At 68.1% G+C, this 13,220-nt stretch carries 16 protein-coding genes; 8 read left to right on the top strand and 8 right to left on the bottom strand.

Translation table 11 applies throughout. The features are described from left to right. Window positions 1-46: 46 nt before the first annotated feature. Window positions 47-1,123 (bottom strand): nicotinate-nucleotide--dimethylbenzimidazole phosphoribosyltransferase, encoded by a 1,077-nt coding sequence (gene cobT / locus AORI_RS69740; RefSeq protein ID WP_016336068.1) that lies wholly within the window; start codon window positions 1,121-1,123, stop codon window positions 47-49. Between the two features lie 94 nt (window positions 1,124-1,217). Here cobT and AORI_RS69735 point away from each other — a divergent pair, with 94 nt between their 5' ends. Continuing rightward, window positions 1,218-1,886 (top strand): IspD/TarI family cytidylyltransferase, encoded by a 669-nt coding sequence (locus AORI_RS69735; RefSeq protein ID WP_016336067.1) that lies wholly within the window; start codon window positions 1,218-1,220, stop codon window positions 1,884-1,886. Here AORI_RS69735 and AORI_RS69730 read toward each other — a convergent pair. Continuing rightward, on the bottom strand, window positions 1,883-2,287 hold the full coding sequence (locus tag AORI_RS69730) for a hypothetical protein (protein WP_016336066.1): 405 nt from the start codon (window positions 2,285-2,287) through the stop codon (window positions 1,883-1,885). The genes AORI_RS69735 and AORI_RS69730 overlap by 4 nt on opposite strands. Window positions 2,288-2,457: 170 nt before the next feature. On the opposite strand from AORI_RS69730, the gene AORI_RS69725 reads away from it, so the two are divergent. From AORI_RS69725 to AORI_RS69715, 3 genes are read left to right on the top strand one after another with little or no spacing between them, the layout of a single operon-like run. Next, window positions 2,458-3,207: a GntR family transcriptional regulator gene (locus AORI_RS69725; protein WP_016336065.1), complete on the top strand. Its 750-nt coding sequence runs from the start codon at window positions 2,458-2,460 to the stop codon at window positions 3,205-3,207. Then, on the top strand, window positions 3,204-4,055 hold the full coding sequence (locus tag AORI_RS69720; RefSeq protein ID WP_016336064.1) for a phosphoribosylaminoimidazolesuccinocarboxamide synthase: 852 nt from the start codon (window positions 3,204-3,206) through the stop codon (window positions 4,053-4,055). The genes AORI_RS69725 and AORI_RS69720 overlap by 4 nt, the downstream gene beginning before the upstream one ends. Beyond that, window positions 4,048-4,275, top strand: coding sequence for a hypothetical protein (locus AORI_RS69715; protein WP_016336063.1), 228 nt, complete (start codon window positions 4,048-4,050; stop codon window positions 4,273-4,275). The genes AORI_RS69720 and AORI_RS69715 overlap by 8 nt, the downstream gene beginning before the upstream one ends. 85 nt (window positions 4,276-4,360) lie before the next feature. On the opposite strand, the gene AORI_RS69710 is transcribed toward AORI_RS69715, so the two are convergent. Both AORI_RS69710 and AORI_RS69705 read right to left on the bottom strand, forming a co-directional pair. Next, window positions 4,361-5,350 carry an aldo/keto reductase family protein gene (locus AORI_RS69710; protein WP_016336062.1) on the bottom strand — a complete coding sequence of 330 codons (990 nt, stop codon included), beginning with the start codon at window positions 5,348-5,350 and terminating at the stop codon, window positions 4,361-4,363. A gap of 57 nt (window positions 5,351-5,407) precedes the next feature. Further along, window positions 5,408-6,064 (bottom strand): DUF3043 domain-containing protein, encoded by a 657-nt coding sequence (locus AORI_RS69705; RefSeq protein ID WP_016336061.1) that lies wholly within the window; start codon window positions 6,062-6,064, stop codon window positions 5,408-5,410. 143 nt (window positions 6,065-6,207) lie between these two features. Here AORI_RS69705 and AORI_RS69700 point away from each other — a divergent pair, with 143 nt between their 5' ends. Then, window positions 6,208-6,585: a HesB/IscA family protein gene (locus tag AORI_RS69700; RefSeq protein ID WP_016336060.1), complete on the top strand. Its 378-nt coding sequence runs from the start codon at window positions 6,208-6,210 to the stop codon at window positions 6,583-6,585. Between the two features lie 71 nt (window positions 6,586-6,656). Here the strand turns inward: AORI_RS69700 and AORI_RS69695 are convergent, their stop codons facing one another. Beyond that, window positions 6,657-6,845 carry a hypothetical protein gene (locus tag AORI_RS69695; RefSeq protein WP_016336059.1) on the bottom strand — a complete coding sequence of 63 codons (189 nt, stop codon included), beginning with the start codon at window positions 6,843-6,845 and terminating at the stop codon, window positions 6,657-6,659. 141 nt (window positions 6,846-6,986) lie between these two features. On the opposite strand from AORI_RS69695, the gene AORI_RS69690 reads away from it, so the two are divergent. Continuing rightward, window positions 6,987-7,973: a carbohydrate kinase family protein gene (locus tag AORI_RS69690; RefSeq protein WP_016336058.1), complete on the top strand. Its 987-nt coding sequence runs from the start codon at window positions 6,987-6,989 to the stop codon at window positions 7,971-7,973. Between the two features lie 61 nt (window positions 7,974-8,034). On the opposite strand, the gene AORI_RS69685 is transcribed toward AORI_RS69690, so the two are convergent. Together AORI_RS69685 and asnB are read right to left on the bottom strand one after the other, a co-directional pair. Beyond that, window positions 8,035-8,688: an alpha/beta fold hydrolase gene (locus AORI_RS69685; RefSeq protein ID WP_016336057.1), complete on the bottom strand. Its 654-nt coding sequence runs from the start codon at window positions 8,686-8,688 to the stop codon at window positions 8,035-8,037. A 54-nt stretch (window positions 8,689-8,742) separates the two neighbouring features. Continuing rightward, window positions 8,743-10,677: an asparagine synthase (glutamine-hydrolyzing) gene (asnB, locus tag AORI_RS69680; RefSeq protein WP_016336056.1), complete on the bottom strand. Its 1,935-nt coding sequence runs from the start codon at window positions 10,675-10,677 to the stop codon at window positions 8,743-8,745. A gap of 192 nt (window positions 10,678-10,869) precedes the next feature. Between asnB and ctaC the strand changes: the two genes are divergently transcribed. Together ctaC and AORI_RS69670 are read left to right on the top strand one after the other, a co-directional pair. After that, window positions 10,870-11,808, top strand: a complete 939-nt coding sequence (gene ctaC / locus AORI_RS69675) for an aa3-type cytochrome oxidase subunit II (RefSeq protein WP_043848285.1) — start codon at window positions 10,870-10,872, stop codon at window positions 11,806-11,808. Window positions 11,809-11,848: 40 nt separating this feature from the next. Then, a complete protein-coding gene (locus AORI_RS69670; protein WP_016336054.1) occupies window positions 11,849-12,268 on the top strand; it encodes a cytochrome c oxidase subunit 4 in 420 nt (139 codons plus the stop codon). A gap of 64 nt (window positions 12,269-12,332) precedes the next feature. On the opposite strand, the gene AORI_RS69665 is transcribed toward AORI_RS69670, so the two are convergent. Continuing rightward, complete coding sequence (locus AORI_RS69665; RefSeq protein ID WP_043848284.1) at window positions 12,333-13,208, bottom strand: DMT family transporter; 876 nt, start codon at window positions 13,206-13,208, stop codon at window positions 12,333-12,335. Between the last annotated feature and the right edge of the window lie 12 nt (window positions 13,209-13,220).

Raw genomic sequence — 13,220 nt, 5'->3', positions numbered from 1 at the left:
AAACGTCCTGAACGACCCTTTCATGACATCTCGGGGGCGGAGGGGGTCAGGAAGCCGGGGCCTCGATCAGCGGGCCGCTCACCCCGGCCTGCTCGTGCGTGGCCATCTCCGCGAGCACCCGCGTCGCCATGAAGACCAGCGGCAGCGCCGCGACGGCGCCCGTTCCCTCGCCCAGGCGTACGTCCAGGTCCAGGATCGGCTCCAGATCGAGGTGCTCCAGTGCCAGCGCGTGCGCGGGTTCTCCGCCACGCTGGCCGGCCGCCCACCACTGACGCGCGCCGGGGACGAGTTCCTCGGCGACCAGCGCGGCCGCGGCGGCGACCAGCCCGTCCAGGATCACCGGCGTCTTGCGCAGCGAGGCCTGCGCGAGGAAACCCGCCATCGCGGCGATGTCGGCGCCGGCGGCGGTGCGCAGCAGCGCGACCGGGTCGGCCAGCACGGTCCTCGCCCGCCGCAGCGCGTCACGCACCGCCGCGGCCTTGCGCATCCAGGCGTTGTCGTCGATGCCGGAACCGCGGCCGACCACGGCCACCGGTTCGCTGCCGGTCAGCGCCGCGACCAGCACCGAGGCCGGGGTGCTGTTCCCGATCCCGAGGTCGCCCGCGATGAGCAGGTCGGCCCCGCCGTCGACCTCGGCGTCGGCGATCGCCCGGCCCGCGCGGACGGCGGCGCGCGCCTCGTCGTCGGTCAGCGCGTCCTCGACGTCGATCGAGCCGGATCCGCGCCGCACCTTGAACTCGCCGATCGACCGCGTCGCGGGGGCGTCGCTGTCGACGGCCATGTCGACGACCCGGACGCTCGCACCCGCAGAGGCGGCAAGGACGTTGATGGCCGCGCCACCGGTCAGCATGCTTCCGACGAGTTGCGCGGTGACTTCGCCCGGATAGGCCGAGACACCCTTCGCGGCGACACCGTGGTCACCGGCGAACACCACGACCCGGGGCCGCGTGAACGGCCGCGGCGGCGACTGGCCTTGGCAGGCCGCGACCCATACGCCCAGTTCTTCGAGCCTGCCCAGCGAACCGGCCGGTTTGATCAGCTTCGAGTGCAGGGCGATCGCCGCCGAACGCGCGTGTTCATCAGGCTGCTCGACTTCGGCGAACTCGAGGATTTCGTCGTCCAACGCCCTGCCCCTTCGGATCACTTTGGTGGCCGGGCCCAAACCTACCCACCCGGCTGTGCCAGAGTTGCCTGTGGCTCAGACGAAGGCCGCCGGAGTGGTGCTCGCGAGCGGAGCGGGTACCCGGGTCGGCGCGAAGCTCAACAAGGTCTATCTGCCGGTGGCGGGCAAAAGGGTCGTCGCGTGGTCGCTCGACGCCTTCGCGCGGGTGCCCGGAATCGAAGTGCTCGTACTGGTGATCCGGCCGCAGGACACCGAACTCGCGCACGAGGTGCTCGCCGCGCATCCGGGCGAGGTCGAGCTCGTCCACGGCGGCGCGACGCGGCAGGGCTCGGAGCTGAATGCCTTGCGGCACATGGCTTCCCGTATCGAGAGCGGCGAGATCGACGCGGTACTGCTGCACGACGCGGCCCGCCCGCTCGTCACCCCGGAACTGATCGCGGACGTCCTCGCCGACACGAGGCGCCATGGGGGAGCGGTGCCCGGCGTCGCGGCCGACGACATCGTGCGTGTCGACGGCGGCACCGTTTCCGGTGCGCTGCCCGGGGCGATCAGGGTGCAGACACCGCAGGGTTTCCGCGCCGCGCCGTTGCTGGAGGCGTACGAAACGGCCGAGCGTGAGGGTTTCGTCGGCACGGACACGTCTTCGTGCATGGAAAGGTTCTCCGCGCTGCCGGTGCGGTGGGTTCCGGGCAGCGCGGAGAACCTCAAGATCACCTACCCGCACGACCTCGTTGTCGCCGAGCAGGTGATCGGCCGAGGTTAGGGATCTCCCTGGTCGGCCTTGGTCGGTATGGCGGGCAGGACGGTGACCGGACGGCGCGCTTCCATCGGGATCACGCAGTCCGGATGTGGTTGCAGCAGCTGGATCGGCGCGCCGGTTTCGCCGGGCGGCGGGATGGTGAGCACGGCGCGCAGGGTCCAGTCGGCCGTCGAGTGGTACTGCCAGGACACGAGTGCCGGCCGGAAGACGTCGGTTTCGGCGACCGTGGTGACGCGGAAGGCGCTCGCCCGTTCTTCCCCGCGGAGGATGAGGACGTCGGCGCAGGTGTCCCACTGGAAGACCGCGGCGCAGACCTCCGGCTCCTCCCGGGGGCCGAAGATGTAGACGACCCACCGGCGTCTTCGAAGCTCTTCGAGCAGTTCGTCGATGCTCAGATGGTTCATCGAGCCCCCCAACGGGTTTCGGGAACTCTGCGGAGAGTAACAGGTGTACTAGAGCACCGTCCAGAATGTGTACTAGTACGTAATAATGGGGTGTGAGCAGGATCCTTGGTGCTCGCCCATTGGTGTGCTAGAACGCTTGTGCGCACCGCGCGACCTTGTGAGGAGTCACCTTGCCCGCCGTCGATCGACCCGAACCGCCGTATCTCCAGATCGCGGGGAACATTCGCGACGACATCGTTTCGGGCAGGCTCAAGGAAGGCGACGCGGTTCCGTCCGCGCGCGAGATCGCCAGGAACTGGAACGTCGCGATGGCGACGGCGATGAAGGTGCTCTCGACACTTCGCGCCGAAGGTCTGGTCCGCGCGGTACGCGGGATCGGGACAGTGGTGCAGACCAGGGCGCTGCATCGGTCCGCGCACGATCGGACGATCTCGATCGCGCGAACCGGCAAGGTCTATCCGCCGGGCCACTACGCGAAAATCCGCGAAGCCGGCCTCCTGCCGGCGCCGGACAGGGTGGCGGGCGCGCTCGGAATCGATGAAGGTGCTCCGGTGATCCGGCGGCGAAGGACCACGTACGCGGGCGAAGGCCGTCCGGTGTCGACGTCGGTTTCGTGGTTCGACGGCGCTGTCGCGTCCAAGGCGCCTTTGCTGTTCGAGCCGGTGCGGATCGTCGAAGGCACGGTCAAATACGTGGCGGACCGGACAGGCCGGGTTCTGACCTCGACTCATTCTCAGCACGCCGCGGGGCTGGCGGGTGCCGAGGACGCGGCGGAACTCGGCGTGGCCGAAGGTTCGGCGATTCTGTTGAGTCGCAACAGGTTCTTGTCCGCCGAGGGTGACGTACTCGAGTACGGCGAATCGGCGGCATTGCCGGACCACTGGATTTTCTACGAATACAACATCGAGGACGGGGCATGAAGCACATTCACGCGGGTAAGGTCCGGGACCTTTACGAAATCGACGGCGACATTCTGCTCGTCGCGTCGGATCGCGTTTCGGTCTACGACGTCTCGCTGCCGACCCCGATCCCGGACAAGGGCGCGCTGCTGAACCAGCTTTCCGCCTGGTGGTTCGAAAAGATGGCCGACGTGGTGCCGAACCACGTCGTTTCCACGACCGACGTGCCCGCCGAATTCGCCGGCCGCGCCATGCGCTGCAAGCCGCTGAAGATGATCCAGGTCGAATGCATCGCGCGCGGTTACCTCACCGGTCTCGGGATGCGCGAATACCAGCGCGACGGCAAGGTTTCCGGTGTCGAACTGCCCGCCGGTCTGGTCGAGGCGGACAAGCTGCCGGAGCCGATCTTCACGCCCACCACGAAGATCTCCGACACCGGTCACGACGAGTTCATGACCTTCGCCGACGTCGTGAACGAGATCGGCCAGGAGACCGCGGACCGCATCCGCGATCTGACGCTCGAGATCTATACCAAGGGCGCGGAGCACGCGGCGAAGAACGGCATCATCATCGCCGACACCAAGATCGAATTCGGCTTCGACGCCGACGGCGTGCTGACGCTCGGGGACGAGGTCCTCACGTCGGACTCGTCGCGGTTCTGGCCCGCCGACGAGTACGAGCCGGGCCGGACGCAGCACGCGTTCGACAAGCAGTTCGTCCGTGACTGGTCCACCACGACCGGCTGGGACAAGACGCCACCCGGACCCGCCATCCCGGCCGAGATCGTCGAGGCGACCCGCAAGCGCTACACCGAGGTCTACGAAAGGATCACCGGGAACACCTGGATTCCCGGTGGTGGTCATGCCTGAACAGCAGGTCTACGACCCGTACCGGCTGATCGACGACGTCGAGGGCCTGCTGATCCAGCGGGGCCACGCGCCGGTGCGGCTCGACGGCCGGACCGGTGACCGGGTCGCCGGCGCGAGCAGGTTGTTGCGGGGCTTGGGAATCGATCCCTTGCGCGCGCCCGGTGACGCGCTCGACCTCGACGGTCAGATCGCGTACCAGTCCCGCGTGCACGGCGACTGACGCTGAAGGACGCTTTCCCCGCATCGCACGCGGTGAAGGACGCTTTCCCCCCCATCGCATGCGGGGAAAGCGTCCTTCAGCCACGTCAGGGGGAGCGGGTCAGCGTCGGGTCGGTCTCGGTGACGCCGTCGAGGGCCTCGTCGATCGCGGCGAGCAGATCCGCGTCCAGCTTCACGCCGGCCGCCTTCACGTTCTCGTGCACCTGCTCGGGCCGAGAGGCGCCGATGATCGCCGAAGCGACGTTCGGGTTCTGCAGCACCCACGCCACGGCCAGCTGGGCCATCGTCAGGCCCGCCTTCTCCGCGATCGGCTCGAGCCGCTGCACGCGCTCGAGGACGTCGTCGTTGAGGAAGCGGGCCACCATGTTGGCGCCGCCCTTCTCGTCGGTCGCGCGGGAGCCCTCGGGCAGCGGCTGACCGGGCTTGTACTTGCCGGTGAGCACGCCCTGCGCGATCGGCGACCAGACGATCTGGCTGAGGCCCTCACGCTCGGAGGCCGGGACGACCTGCGCCTCGATGACCCGCCACAGCGCGTTGTACTGCGGCTGGTTCGAGATGAGGGGCACGTTGAGCTCGCGTGCGATCGCCGCGCCCTGGGTGATCTGCTCGGCGGTCCACTCGGAGACGCCGACGTAGAGCACCTTGCCCTGGCGGACGAGGTCGGCGAAGGCGAGGAACGTCTCTTCGAGCGGGACGGTCCGGTCGAACCGGTGCGCCTGGTAGAGGTCGACGTAGTCGGTGCCGAGGCGCTTCAGCGAAGCGTGCGCCGACTCCATGATGTGCTTGCGGCCGAGCCCCTGGTCGTTCGGGCCCTTGGGGCCGGTGGGCCAGTAGACCTTGGTGAAGATCTCCAGGCTTTCGCGGCGCAGGCCCTTCAGGCCGCGGCCGAGTACCGATTCGGCGGCCGTGTTCGCGTAAACATCGGCGGTGTCGAAGGTGGTGATGCCGACGTCGAGCGCCGCCTTGATGCAGGCCTGGGCCTGGTCCTCTTCCACCTGGGACCCGTGGGTGAGCCAGTTGCCGTACGAGATCTCACTGACATTGAGGCCGCTGCGGCCCAGTCGTCGAAACTCCATGGGCGCGACTCTACCCCAGGCCGTTAGCGTCGCTAACGACCTGGGTTTCGCCGGTTCTCAGACCTTGTCGCCGGGGCTGACCCGCGGCTTCGGGACCCGCAGCTTGCGGATCTGGCTCGCCCGGATGAAGGAGTACCAGCCGACGGAGGTGCCCTTGATCGTCTCGTTCGGGAACTTCAGGCGGACCATCTTCGCGATCCGGCGCCCGCTGAGGAAACCTTCGACGATCATGCCGAGCAGCATCACGGTGCACAGCAGCGTCGCGTACCGCTGGACCTCGGGGTACGGCAGGATCAGCGCGACGAACACCAGGATCGCCAGCGGCATGAACAGGCCGAGCAGGTTGCGCCGCGAGTCGACCAGGTCACGGATGTACGCCTTGACGGGGCCGCGGTCACGGGGGAGCAGGTACTTGTCCTCGCCCGCCATCATCCGCTCGCGGCGTTCCTTGGCGGCGTTGCGCTGCTTCTGCTTGTACTCCGGGTCGGCCTTCGCGGACTTGCGGAGCTCCTTGTTGCGCTTCATCGCCTCCCGCATGGTGGTCGGCGGGGGCGCCACCGGGCCGCGGCGCTTGGCTTCGGCCTCACGACGTTTGGGCGTGGCCTTGCCCTTGCCCGGCGTATACGCCTTGGCCTGGACCTCGACGGCCTGGGTGTCGGGCGTCTCGGTGTCCGTCGTGGCGGAGTCTGTGGTGCTACGGCGCAGGAACCTCACCTCACCAGGGTAGTTGCAGGCGTCACGGTGCCACGCACCAGGCCGAGCGATATGTCACCATGGAGGGGAACAGATCGGGACTCCGACGTGTTGGACCATGTGCAAGACGAGTACCCGCAGCGAGTTCGACCAGAGGGAGAACCATGACGACCGCTGAGCAGGCAGCCGCAGCTCAGGCCGAAACCGCCGAGGAGACCCACGGCGTGACGTTGACCGACGCCGCCGCCAGCAAGGCGAAGGCCCTGCTCGAGCAGGAGGGCCGCGACGACATGCACCTGCGCATCGCCGTCCAGCCCGGTGGGTGCGCCGGCCTGCGCTACCAGCTGTTCTTCGACGAGCGCACGCTCGACGGCGACCTGTTCCGTGACTTCGACGGCCTCCGCGTGGCCGTCGACCGGATGAGCGCGCCGTACGTGTCGAGCGCCGTGATCGACTTCGTCGACTCGATCGAGAAGCAGGGCTTCACGATCGACAACCCCAACGCGACCGGCAGCTGCGCCTGCGGCGACAGCTTCCACTGATCCGCGTCGAGGCATGAAGAAGGGCCGCGAACCTCACCCAGGTCGCGGCCCTTCTTCATGCCCGGAGCGGATCAGACGTAGGCGTCCAGATCGGCGACCTGGGCGAGACAACGCTCGTCCACGGTCCAGGGCGGAGCGCTCTCCCGGGGCAGGGGCATGTTCTCGGCCTGGAGGGACGACGGGATACCGGCACAGTCGGCGATGAGTTCGCCGATCGATTCCGGTTCGAGGTGATACGCGGAAGTGGTCACGAACGACAAGCTAATGACTCATCGTGCAGTCGGACACCACTACCAACCGGTAGTGTTGATGGCCGTGCCTGAAGCAACCCGTATGGGGCATGACCTGCGGGTAACTTAGCCGTCCTCGCTCCCGCGGGGCCGACCGAACAAGGAGAACCGGTGGCAGCCAGCGCCAGGATCGCGGTATCCGGCAGTATCGCAACCGACCATCTCATGCACTTCCCGGGCAGGTTCGCCGAGCAGCTCATCGCCGAGCAGCTGCACCGGGTCTCACTGAGCTTCCTGGCCGACGATCTCGTCGTGCGGCGGGGCGGGATCGGCGCGAACATCGCCTTCGGTCTCGGGGTGCTGGGCAAGCGCCCGATCCTGGTCGGCGCGGTCGGCTCCGACTTCGCCGACTACCGTTCGTGGCTCGAGCGGCACGGCGTCGACACGGCCGGGGTGCTGGTGTCCGAGGTCGCGCACACCGCCCGGTTCGTCTGCACCACCGACGAGGACCTCTGCCAGATCGCGACGTTCTACGCCGGCGCGATGGCCGAATCCCGCAACATCGAACTGGCGCCGGTCGCCGCGCACGCCGGTGAACTGTCGCTCGTCCTGATCAGCCCGGACGACCCCGAAGGCATGGTCCGGCACGCCGAGGAATGCCGCCAGCGCGGCTACACCTTCGCCGTCGACCCCTCGCAGCAGCTGGCCCGCATGGACGGCGCGCAGGTGCGTGCCTTCGTCGAGGGCGCGAAGTACCTGTTCAGCAACGACTACGAGTGGGAGCTGCTGCTCCAGAAGACCGGTTGGACCGAGGCCGAGGTCCTCGACCGCGTCGGCATGCGGATCACGACGCTCGGGGAAAAGGGCGTCGAGATCATCGGCAAGGACGGCCTCGCGCTGCAGATCGGCGCCGTCCCGGAGCGCGGCAAGGTCGACCCGACCGGCGTCGGCGACGGCTTCCGGGCCGGGTTCATCGCGGGTATCGACGGCGGGCTCAGCCTGGAGCGTTCGGCGCAGCTGGGCTCGCTGATCGCCGTGCTGGTGCTGGAGACCGTGGGGACGCAGGAATGGTCCTTCGACCGCACCGACGTCCTGGGCCGGCTCAAGGAGGCATTCGGCCCGGAGTCCGCCGAGGAGATCGCGGCGATCCTCCCGTAGTGAGCTGAAGGCATAGCGCGTGAAGGCCCCCTTCCCTCGGCTCAGCCGAGGGAAGGGGCCTTCACGCGCGTCCGGTCAGGATGGCGGCGAGTTCGGCGGGCCGGGACAGGTGCGGGCAGTGCCCCGCGTCGATCTCGATCGGGGTGACCCCGAGCCGTTCCCGGCCGGCCCGCCGCAGCCAGTCCGGCCGGAGAGTGCGGTCCCGGGTGGGGACGATCACCGTCGACGGGACCTCCGGCGCCGCCCCGGCGGGATGCGCCGCGAGCACAGCCGGATTGAACAGCCGCAGACTGTCCAGCGCCGGCCGTTCTGTCTCGGGATCGCAGTCGTGGAAAAGGAATTCCGACGCCTTGGCGGGATCCGCCGTCGGGTCCACGCCGATCCAGTCCGGTTCGAGCACGGCCGATGCCTCGTCCCGCAGGCTCCGCCCACCGGCGAAATCGGGGATGTAGGCGGCGACCCACACCAGCGCCCGCGCGTCAAGGGCTTCGGCGATCGCGGGCAGCAGGACCCCCGAGCCGGAATGCGCCACGACCACCGGCCGCTCGCCGTCGTACTGGTCTCGCGCGTGCTGCGCGTAGCCCTCGACCGGCAGATCACGCGGGGTCAGCAGATCCACCGCGATCGCGCGGTGCCCGGCGGCGGTGAGCAACTTGGCCACCCGGTCCCAGCCCGCCGGGCTCTGCGTCGTGCCGTGCACGAGGACGAAGTCCATCCCTCCATGCTGGCCTTCACCAGATGACCGGTGAAGGCCAGAACGGAGTCGTGACTAGAGCTTCACCGGGTAGACGGGTTCCGGCACCTCGGGCTTGATGCGGTTCTCGACGAAGATGCCGTGCCACAGCATGAACACCAGCAGCGCCCACAGCTGACGGCTGCGGTCGAGCTGCCCGGCCTTGTGCTCTTCGAGCAGCGCCAGGACGGCCTTCTTGTCGAGCAGCGCGTCGGTCTGCGAGTCCGAGATGATGCCCTTGGCCCAGTCGTACATCTCGTTGCGCAGCCACAGCCGGATCGGCACCGGGAAGCCGAGCTTGCGCCGGTTCAGCACGTGGCCGGGGATGATCTTCGCCAGCGCCTGGCGCAGCGCGTACTTCGTGGTGCCGTGCGCGAGCTTCTGGTCGAGCGGGATGGTCGAGGCGACCTTGAACACCTCGGCGTCGAGGAACGGCACGCGCAGTTCCAGCGAGTTCGCCATGGTCACCTTGTCGGCCTTGACCAGGATGTCGCCGCGCAGCCAGGTGTAGAGGTCGACGTGCTGCATCCGCGCGACCGGGTCCCAGTTCTCCGAGATCTTGTACCAAGGCGCGGTGACGTCCTTGAAGCCGATCCCGTCCTCGTACGTGCGCAGCACCTTGCGGAGCTGGTCGTCGCGGAAGTTGCGCGCGTTGCCGTAGTAGCGGTCTTCCAGCGGCAGCGCCCCGCGCCGCAGCAGGTCCTTGCCGCGGGTGCCTTCCGGGATCTTCGTGGAGACCTTGCCGATGATCTTCCGCATCCCGCCCGGGATCTTCTCGAACGGCGCCAGCGAGATCGGCTCGTTGTAGATCGTGTAGCCGCAGAAGAGCTCGTCGGCGCCTTCGCCGGACAGCACCGCCTTGACGTGCTTGCGGGCTTCGCGCGCGATGAACCAGAGCGGCACGAGCGCCGGGTCCGCCACCGGGTCGTCGAGGTACCAGACGATGAGCGGCAGCGCTTCCATCATCTCGTCCGCCGAAACCGTGCGGACCACGTGCTTCACGCCGATCGCGGCGGCCGATTCGGCGGCGACGTCGACCTCGGAGTAACCCTCGCGCTCGAACCCGGTGGTGAACGCGATCAGGTTCGGGTTGTGCTCCTTGGCCAGCGTCGCGGTCGCGGTGGAGTCGATGCCGCCGGAGAGGAACGCGCCGACCGTGACGTCCGGGTCGGAGATCATGTGCTTGCCGACCGAGTCGCGCATCACATCGGCGATGCGCTCGTACAGCTCGTCGGCCTCGGCCTGGCTGTTCACCGGCTTCGCGTTGAACGTCGGGTGGAAGTACCGCGTGAACCGCACGTCACCGCCGGGGACCACCCGGAACGACGTGCCGGACTCGACGCGGCGGATTCCGGTGTGCATGGACTCGGGTTCCGGCACGTACTGCAGCACCAGGTAGTGCTGCAGGGCGGTCTTGTCCAGCTCGTCCTGCACGCCGAGCACGCCCGAGAGCTCCAGCAGGCTCTTCTTCTCGCTGGAGAAGGCGACCTTGCCGGGGCCTGCCGAGTAGAACAGCGGCTTGATGCCGAACGGGTCCCGCGCGCCGAAGACGACCTTCTCCTGCGAGTCCCAGATCAGGAAGGCGAACATGCCGCGCAGCTTCTTGACCGCCTCGTCGCCGAGGTAGTGGTACGCCGCGACGATGGCCTCGCCGTCGCCCTCTGTGGCGAACTTCGCACCATGCCCGGCGGCCAGCTCGTCACGCAGCTCTTTGTAGTTGTAGATCTCGCCGTTGAAGTTCAGCGTGTAGCGCTCGGGAGCCTCCGGCGGGCCCCAGACCAGCGGCTGGTGGGCGTGGTCGACGTCGATGAACGCCAGCCGGTTGAAGCCGTAGACCACCTCGGCGTCGGCCCAGGTGTCGTGCTCGTCGGGGCCGCGGTGCCGCTGGCAGCGCATGGCCGCGTCGACGGCGTCACGGGCGCTCGCAGCGTCGGCTTCGGTCGAACAGATCAGTCCAAGCAGGCCGCACACGTCTAGTTCACACACCTCTTGTTGGCCGAGCGGGGAGAAGGGCCCAGTATGCCGGTGGGCGTGTACACCCCGATGTGGTGGGGGATACGCGTGTTGGGGTTACCCCTTAGTCAGCGCGGCGCCGCAACTCGGCTAGGCTCCGGCTGTCACAAAGATCGGTCGAGGAGGCTCTGGGTGAAAGGGCAAGGCGCAGTGGGAAATCCAGAGCGCACCCCAGTTAAGCGGGCTGGTCGCGTCGCAGCGCTCGCCGCGCTGGTGATGCTGACCGCGACGGGCTGTTCCGGGGACGAGATCCTCCGCTTCGGCTGGCCGGTCGGGGTGACCCCGCAGGCGCACGACATGCGCACCTTGTGGACGTGGACCGTCATCGCCGCGCTGGCCGTCGGTGTCATCGTCTGGGCGCTGATCTTCTGGACCGCGATCTTCCACCGCAAGAAGAAGACCGCCGACGGCGCGGAAGAGGAACTGCCCCGTCAGTTCCAGTACAACATCCCGCTGGAGATCTTCACGGTCGTCGTCCCGACGATCATGGTCTGCGTGCTGTTCTTCTTCACCGCGACCACCGAGAACCGCGTGCTCGCCGAGACGGAGAACCCGGACGTCACGGTCGACATCGTCGCGTTCCAGTGGAACTGGGAGTTCAAGTACAAGAGCGACTCCAAGAACCAGGCCGACCCCGAGATCACCACGGTCGGCAGCTCGACCGAGATCCCGCTGCTGGTCCTGCCGACGAACAAGACGATCCAGTACAACCTGCGGTCGGCCGACGTCATCCACTCGTTCTGGGTGCCGGAGTTCCACTTCAAGCGGGACGTCATGCCGGACCCGGAGAAGAACAACCAGGACTTCACCTTCCAGAACTCGATCGACAAGGAAGGTTCGTTCGTCGGCCGCTGCGCCGAACTGTGCGGCACTTACCACTCGGGGATGAACTTCGAGGTCAGGGCGCTCTCGCCGGACAAGTACGCGCAGTACATCCAGCTCCGCGGCACCGTGAACCCGAAGAGCGGCAAGCCGAACACGGCGTCCGAGGCGCTGACGGCGATGAACTGCGGCGAACTGTGCTCGCCCTACGCCGTCACCACCACCCCGTTCAACACCGACCGCACCGCGCGGGTCGCGTCCAACTGACCCGGCTGTTCGAGCCCGAAACAGGAGTGAGGCAACGTCCATGAAGGTCGAAGGACGGATTTTCTTCCTCGTCGCGGTCTTCTCCGTCATCGTCGCGGGTATCTACGCGTACATGACCGGAACGATGACCCGGGACGGCGTCGAGCCGGTCGGTGTGGTGGCCCTGATCCTCACCGGTGGCCTGGCCTTCCTGGCCGGGAGCTACCTGCAGTTCGTGGCGCGGCGCATCGAGCCGCGGCCGGAGGACCGGGAAGACGCAGAGATCAGCGACGGTGCCGGTGAGCTGGGCTTCTTCAGCCCGGGCAGCTACTGGCCGGTCGGTCTCGCGGCCGCCGCCGCGCTGACCGGTGTCGCGCTCGCGTTCTTCCACATCTGGCTGCTGATCATCGCGCTGGGCCTGGTCATCATCGCCATCGGCGGGCTGGTGTTCGAGTACCACACCGGCCCGAACCACGAGTGACGTTCTGACGCCGGAAGCGGCGCCTCGGTCTTCGGACCGGGCGCCGCTTTTCGCATTCAGAGGACTAAACGCGGGCGGGTTGCCGTGCCGGCGTGCGCTTCGGTGCCAGCGCGGCCGCCAGGACGGCCAGCATCCCCAGGCCTTCCGGCCAGGTCGGCCGGTGGCCGTAGGCGAGGACGTCGACGACCACCGCGACCACCGGATAGACGTAGGAGAGCAGCGCCACCGTCGTGGTCGGCAGCTTCCCGATGCTCGCGTACATCAGCACGTACATCAGCGCGGTGTGCACGGTTCCCAGCAGGACCAGCCACAGGAGGCCTGAGGTGTCCGTGGGCAGTGGCGTGACCAGCAGGGCGGGTGCGAGCACGATCGTGCCCGTGACGAGCTGTACGGCCGCGAGGACGTGCGGACGGACATGCGTGAGCTGCTTCGCGACGAACGAGGCGCCGGCGTAGAGCGCGGCCGCGCCGAGGGCGAGCGCGATTCCCGCCAGCCGCACGGGCTTGCCGTCTGCGCCGTGCGCGGACAGGGAGATGAGGGTCACCCCGCCGAACGCGATCAGCGCACGGACCAGCTGGCTCTTCGCCATCTTCTCGCCGAGGAACGCCGCGGCGAGACCGACCAGCATCAGCGGCTGCGTGTGGTAGACGACGGTGCTGACCCCGATCGACGACAGCGAGTACGAGGCGAACAGCAGCACCCAGTTCCCGACCAGGAACAGGCCGCCGAGCACGGCGAGCAGGAGGTCGCGGCGGCTGAGCGTCCACGGGCGGAGCCAGCCACGAGCCGCGCTCCACACCAGGAGCAGCAGACCGCCGACGAGGCTCCTCGCGAACGCAACGTCGGGGGCGTCGGCGCCGCTTTCGAGGACGACGGCGCCGATCGTGCCGGACAGCGCCATCGCGGCCGTCCACTGCAACACGGGGTTGTTCTTGTTCATGGCGACCACTTT

Origin of the sequence: Amycolatopsis keratiniphila, assembly GCF_000400635.2 — a bacterium.
Taxonomy (GTDB): domain Bacteria; phylum Actinomycetota; class Actinomycetes; order Mycobacteriales; family Pseudonocardiaceae; genus Amycolatopsis; species Amycolatopsis keratiniphila.
Note: the sequence above shows the minus strand (reverse complement) of the source record. Positions and strands in the feature narration are given on the sequence as shown.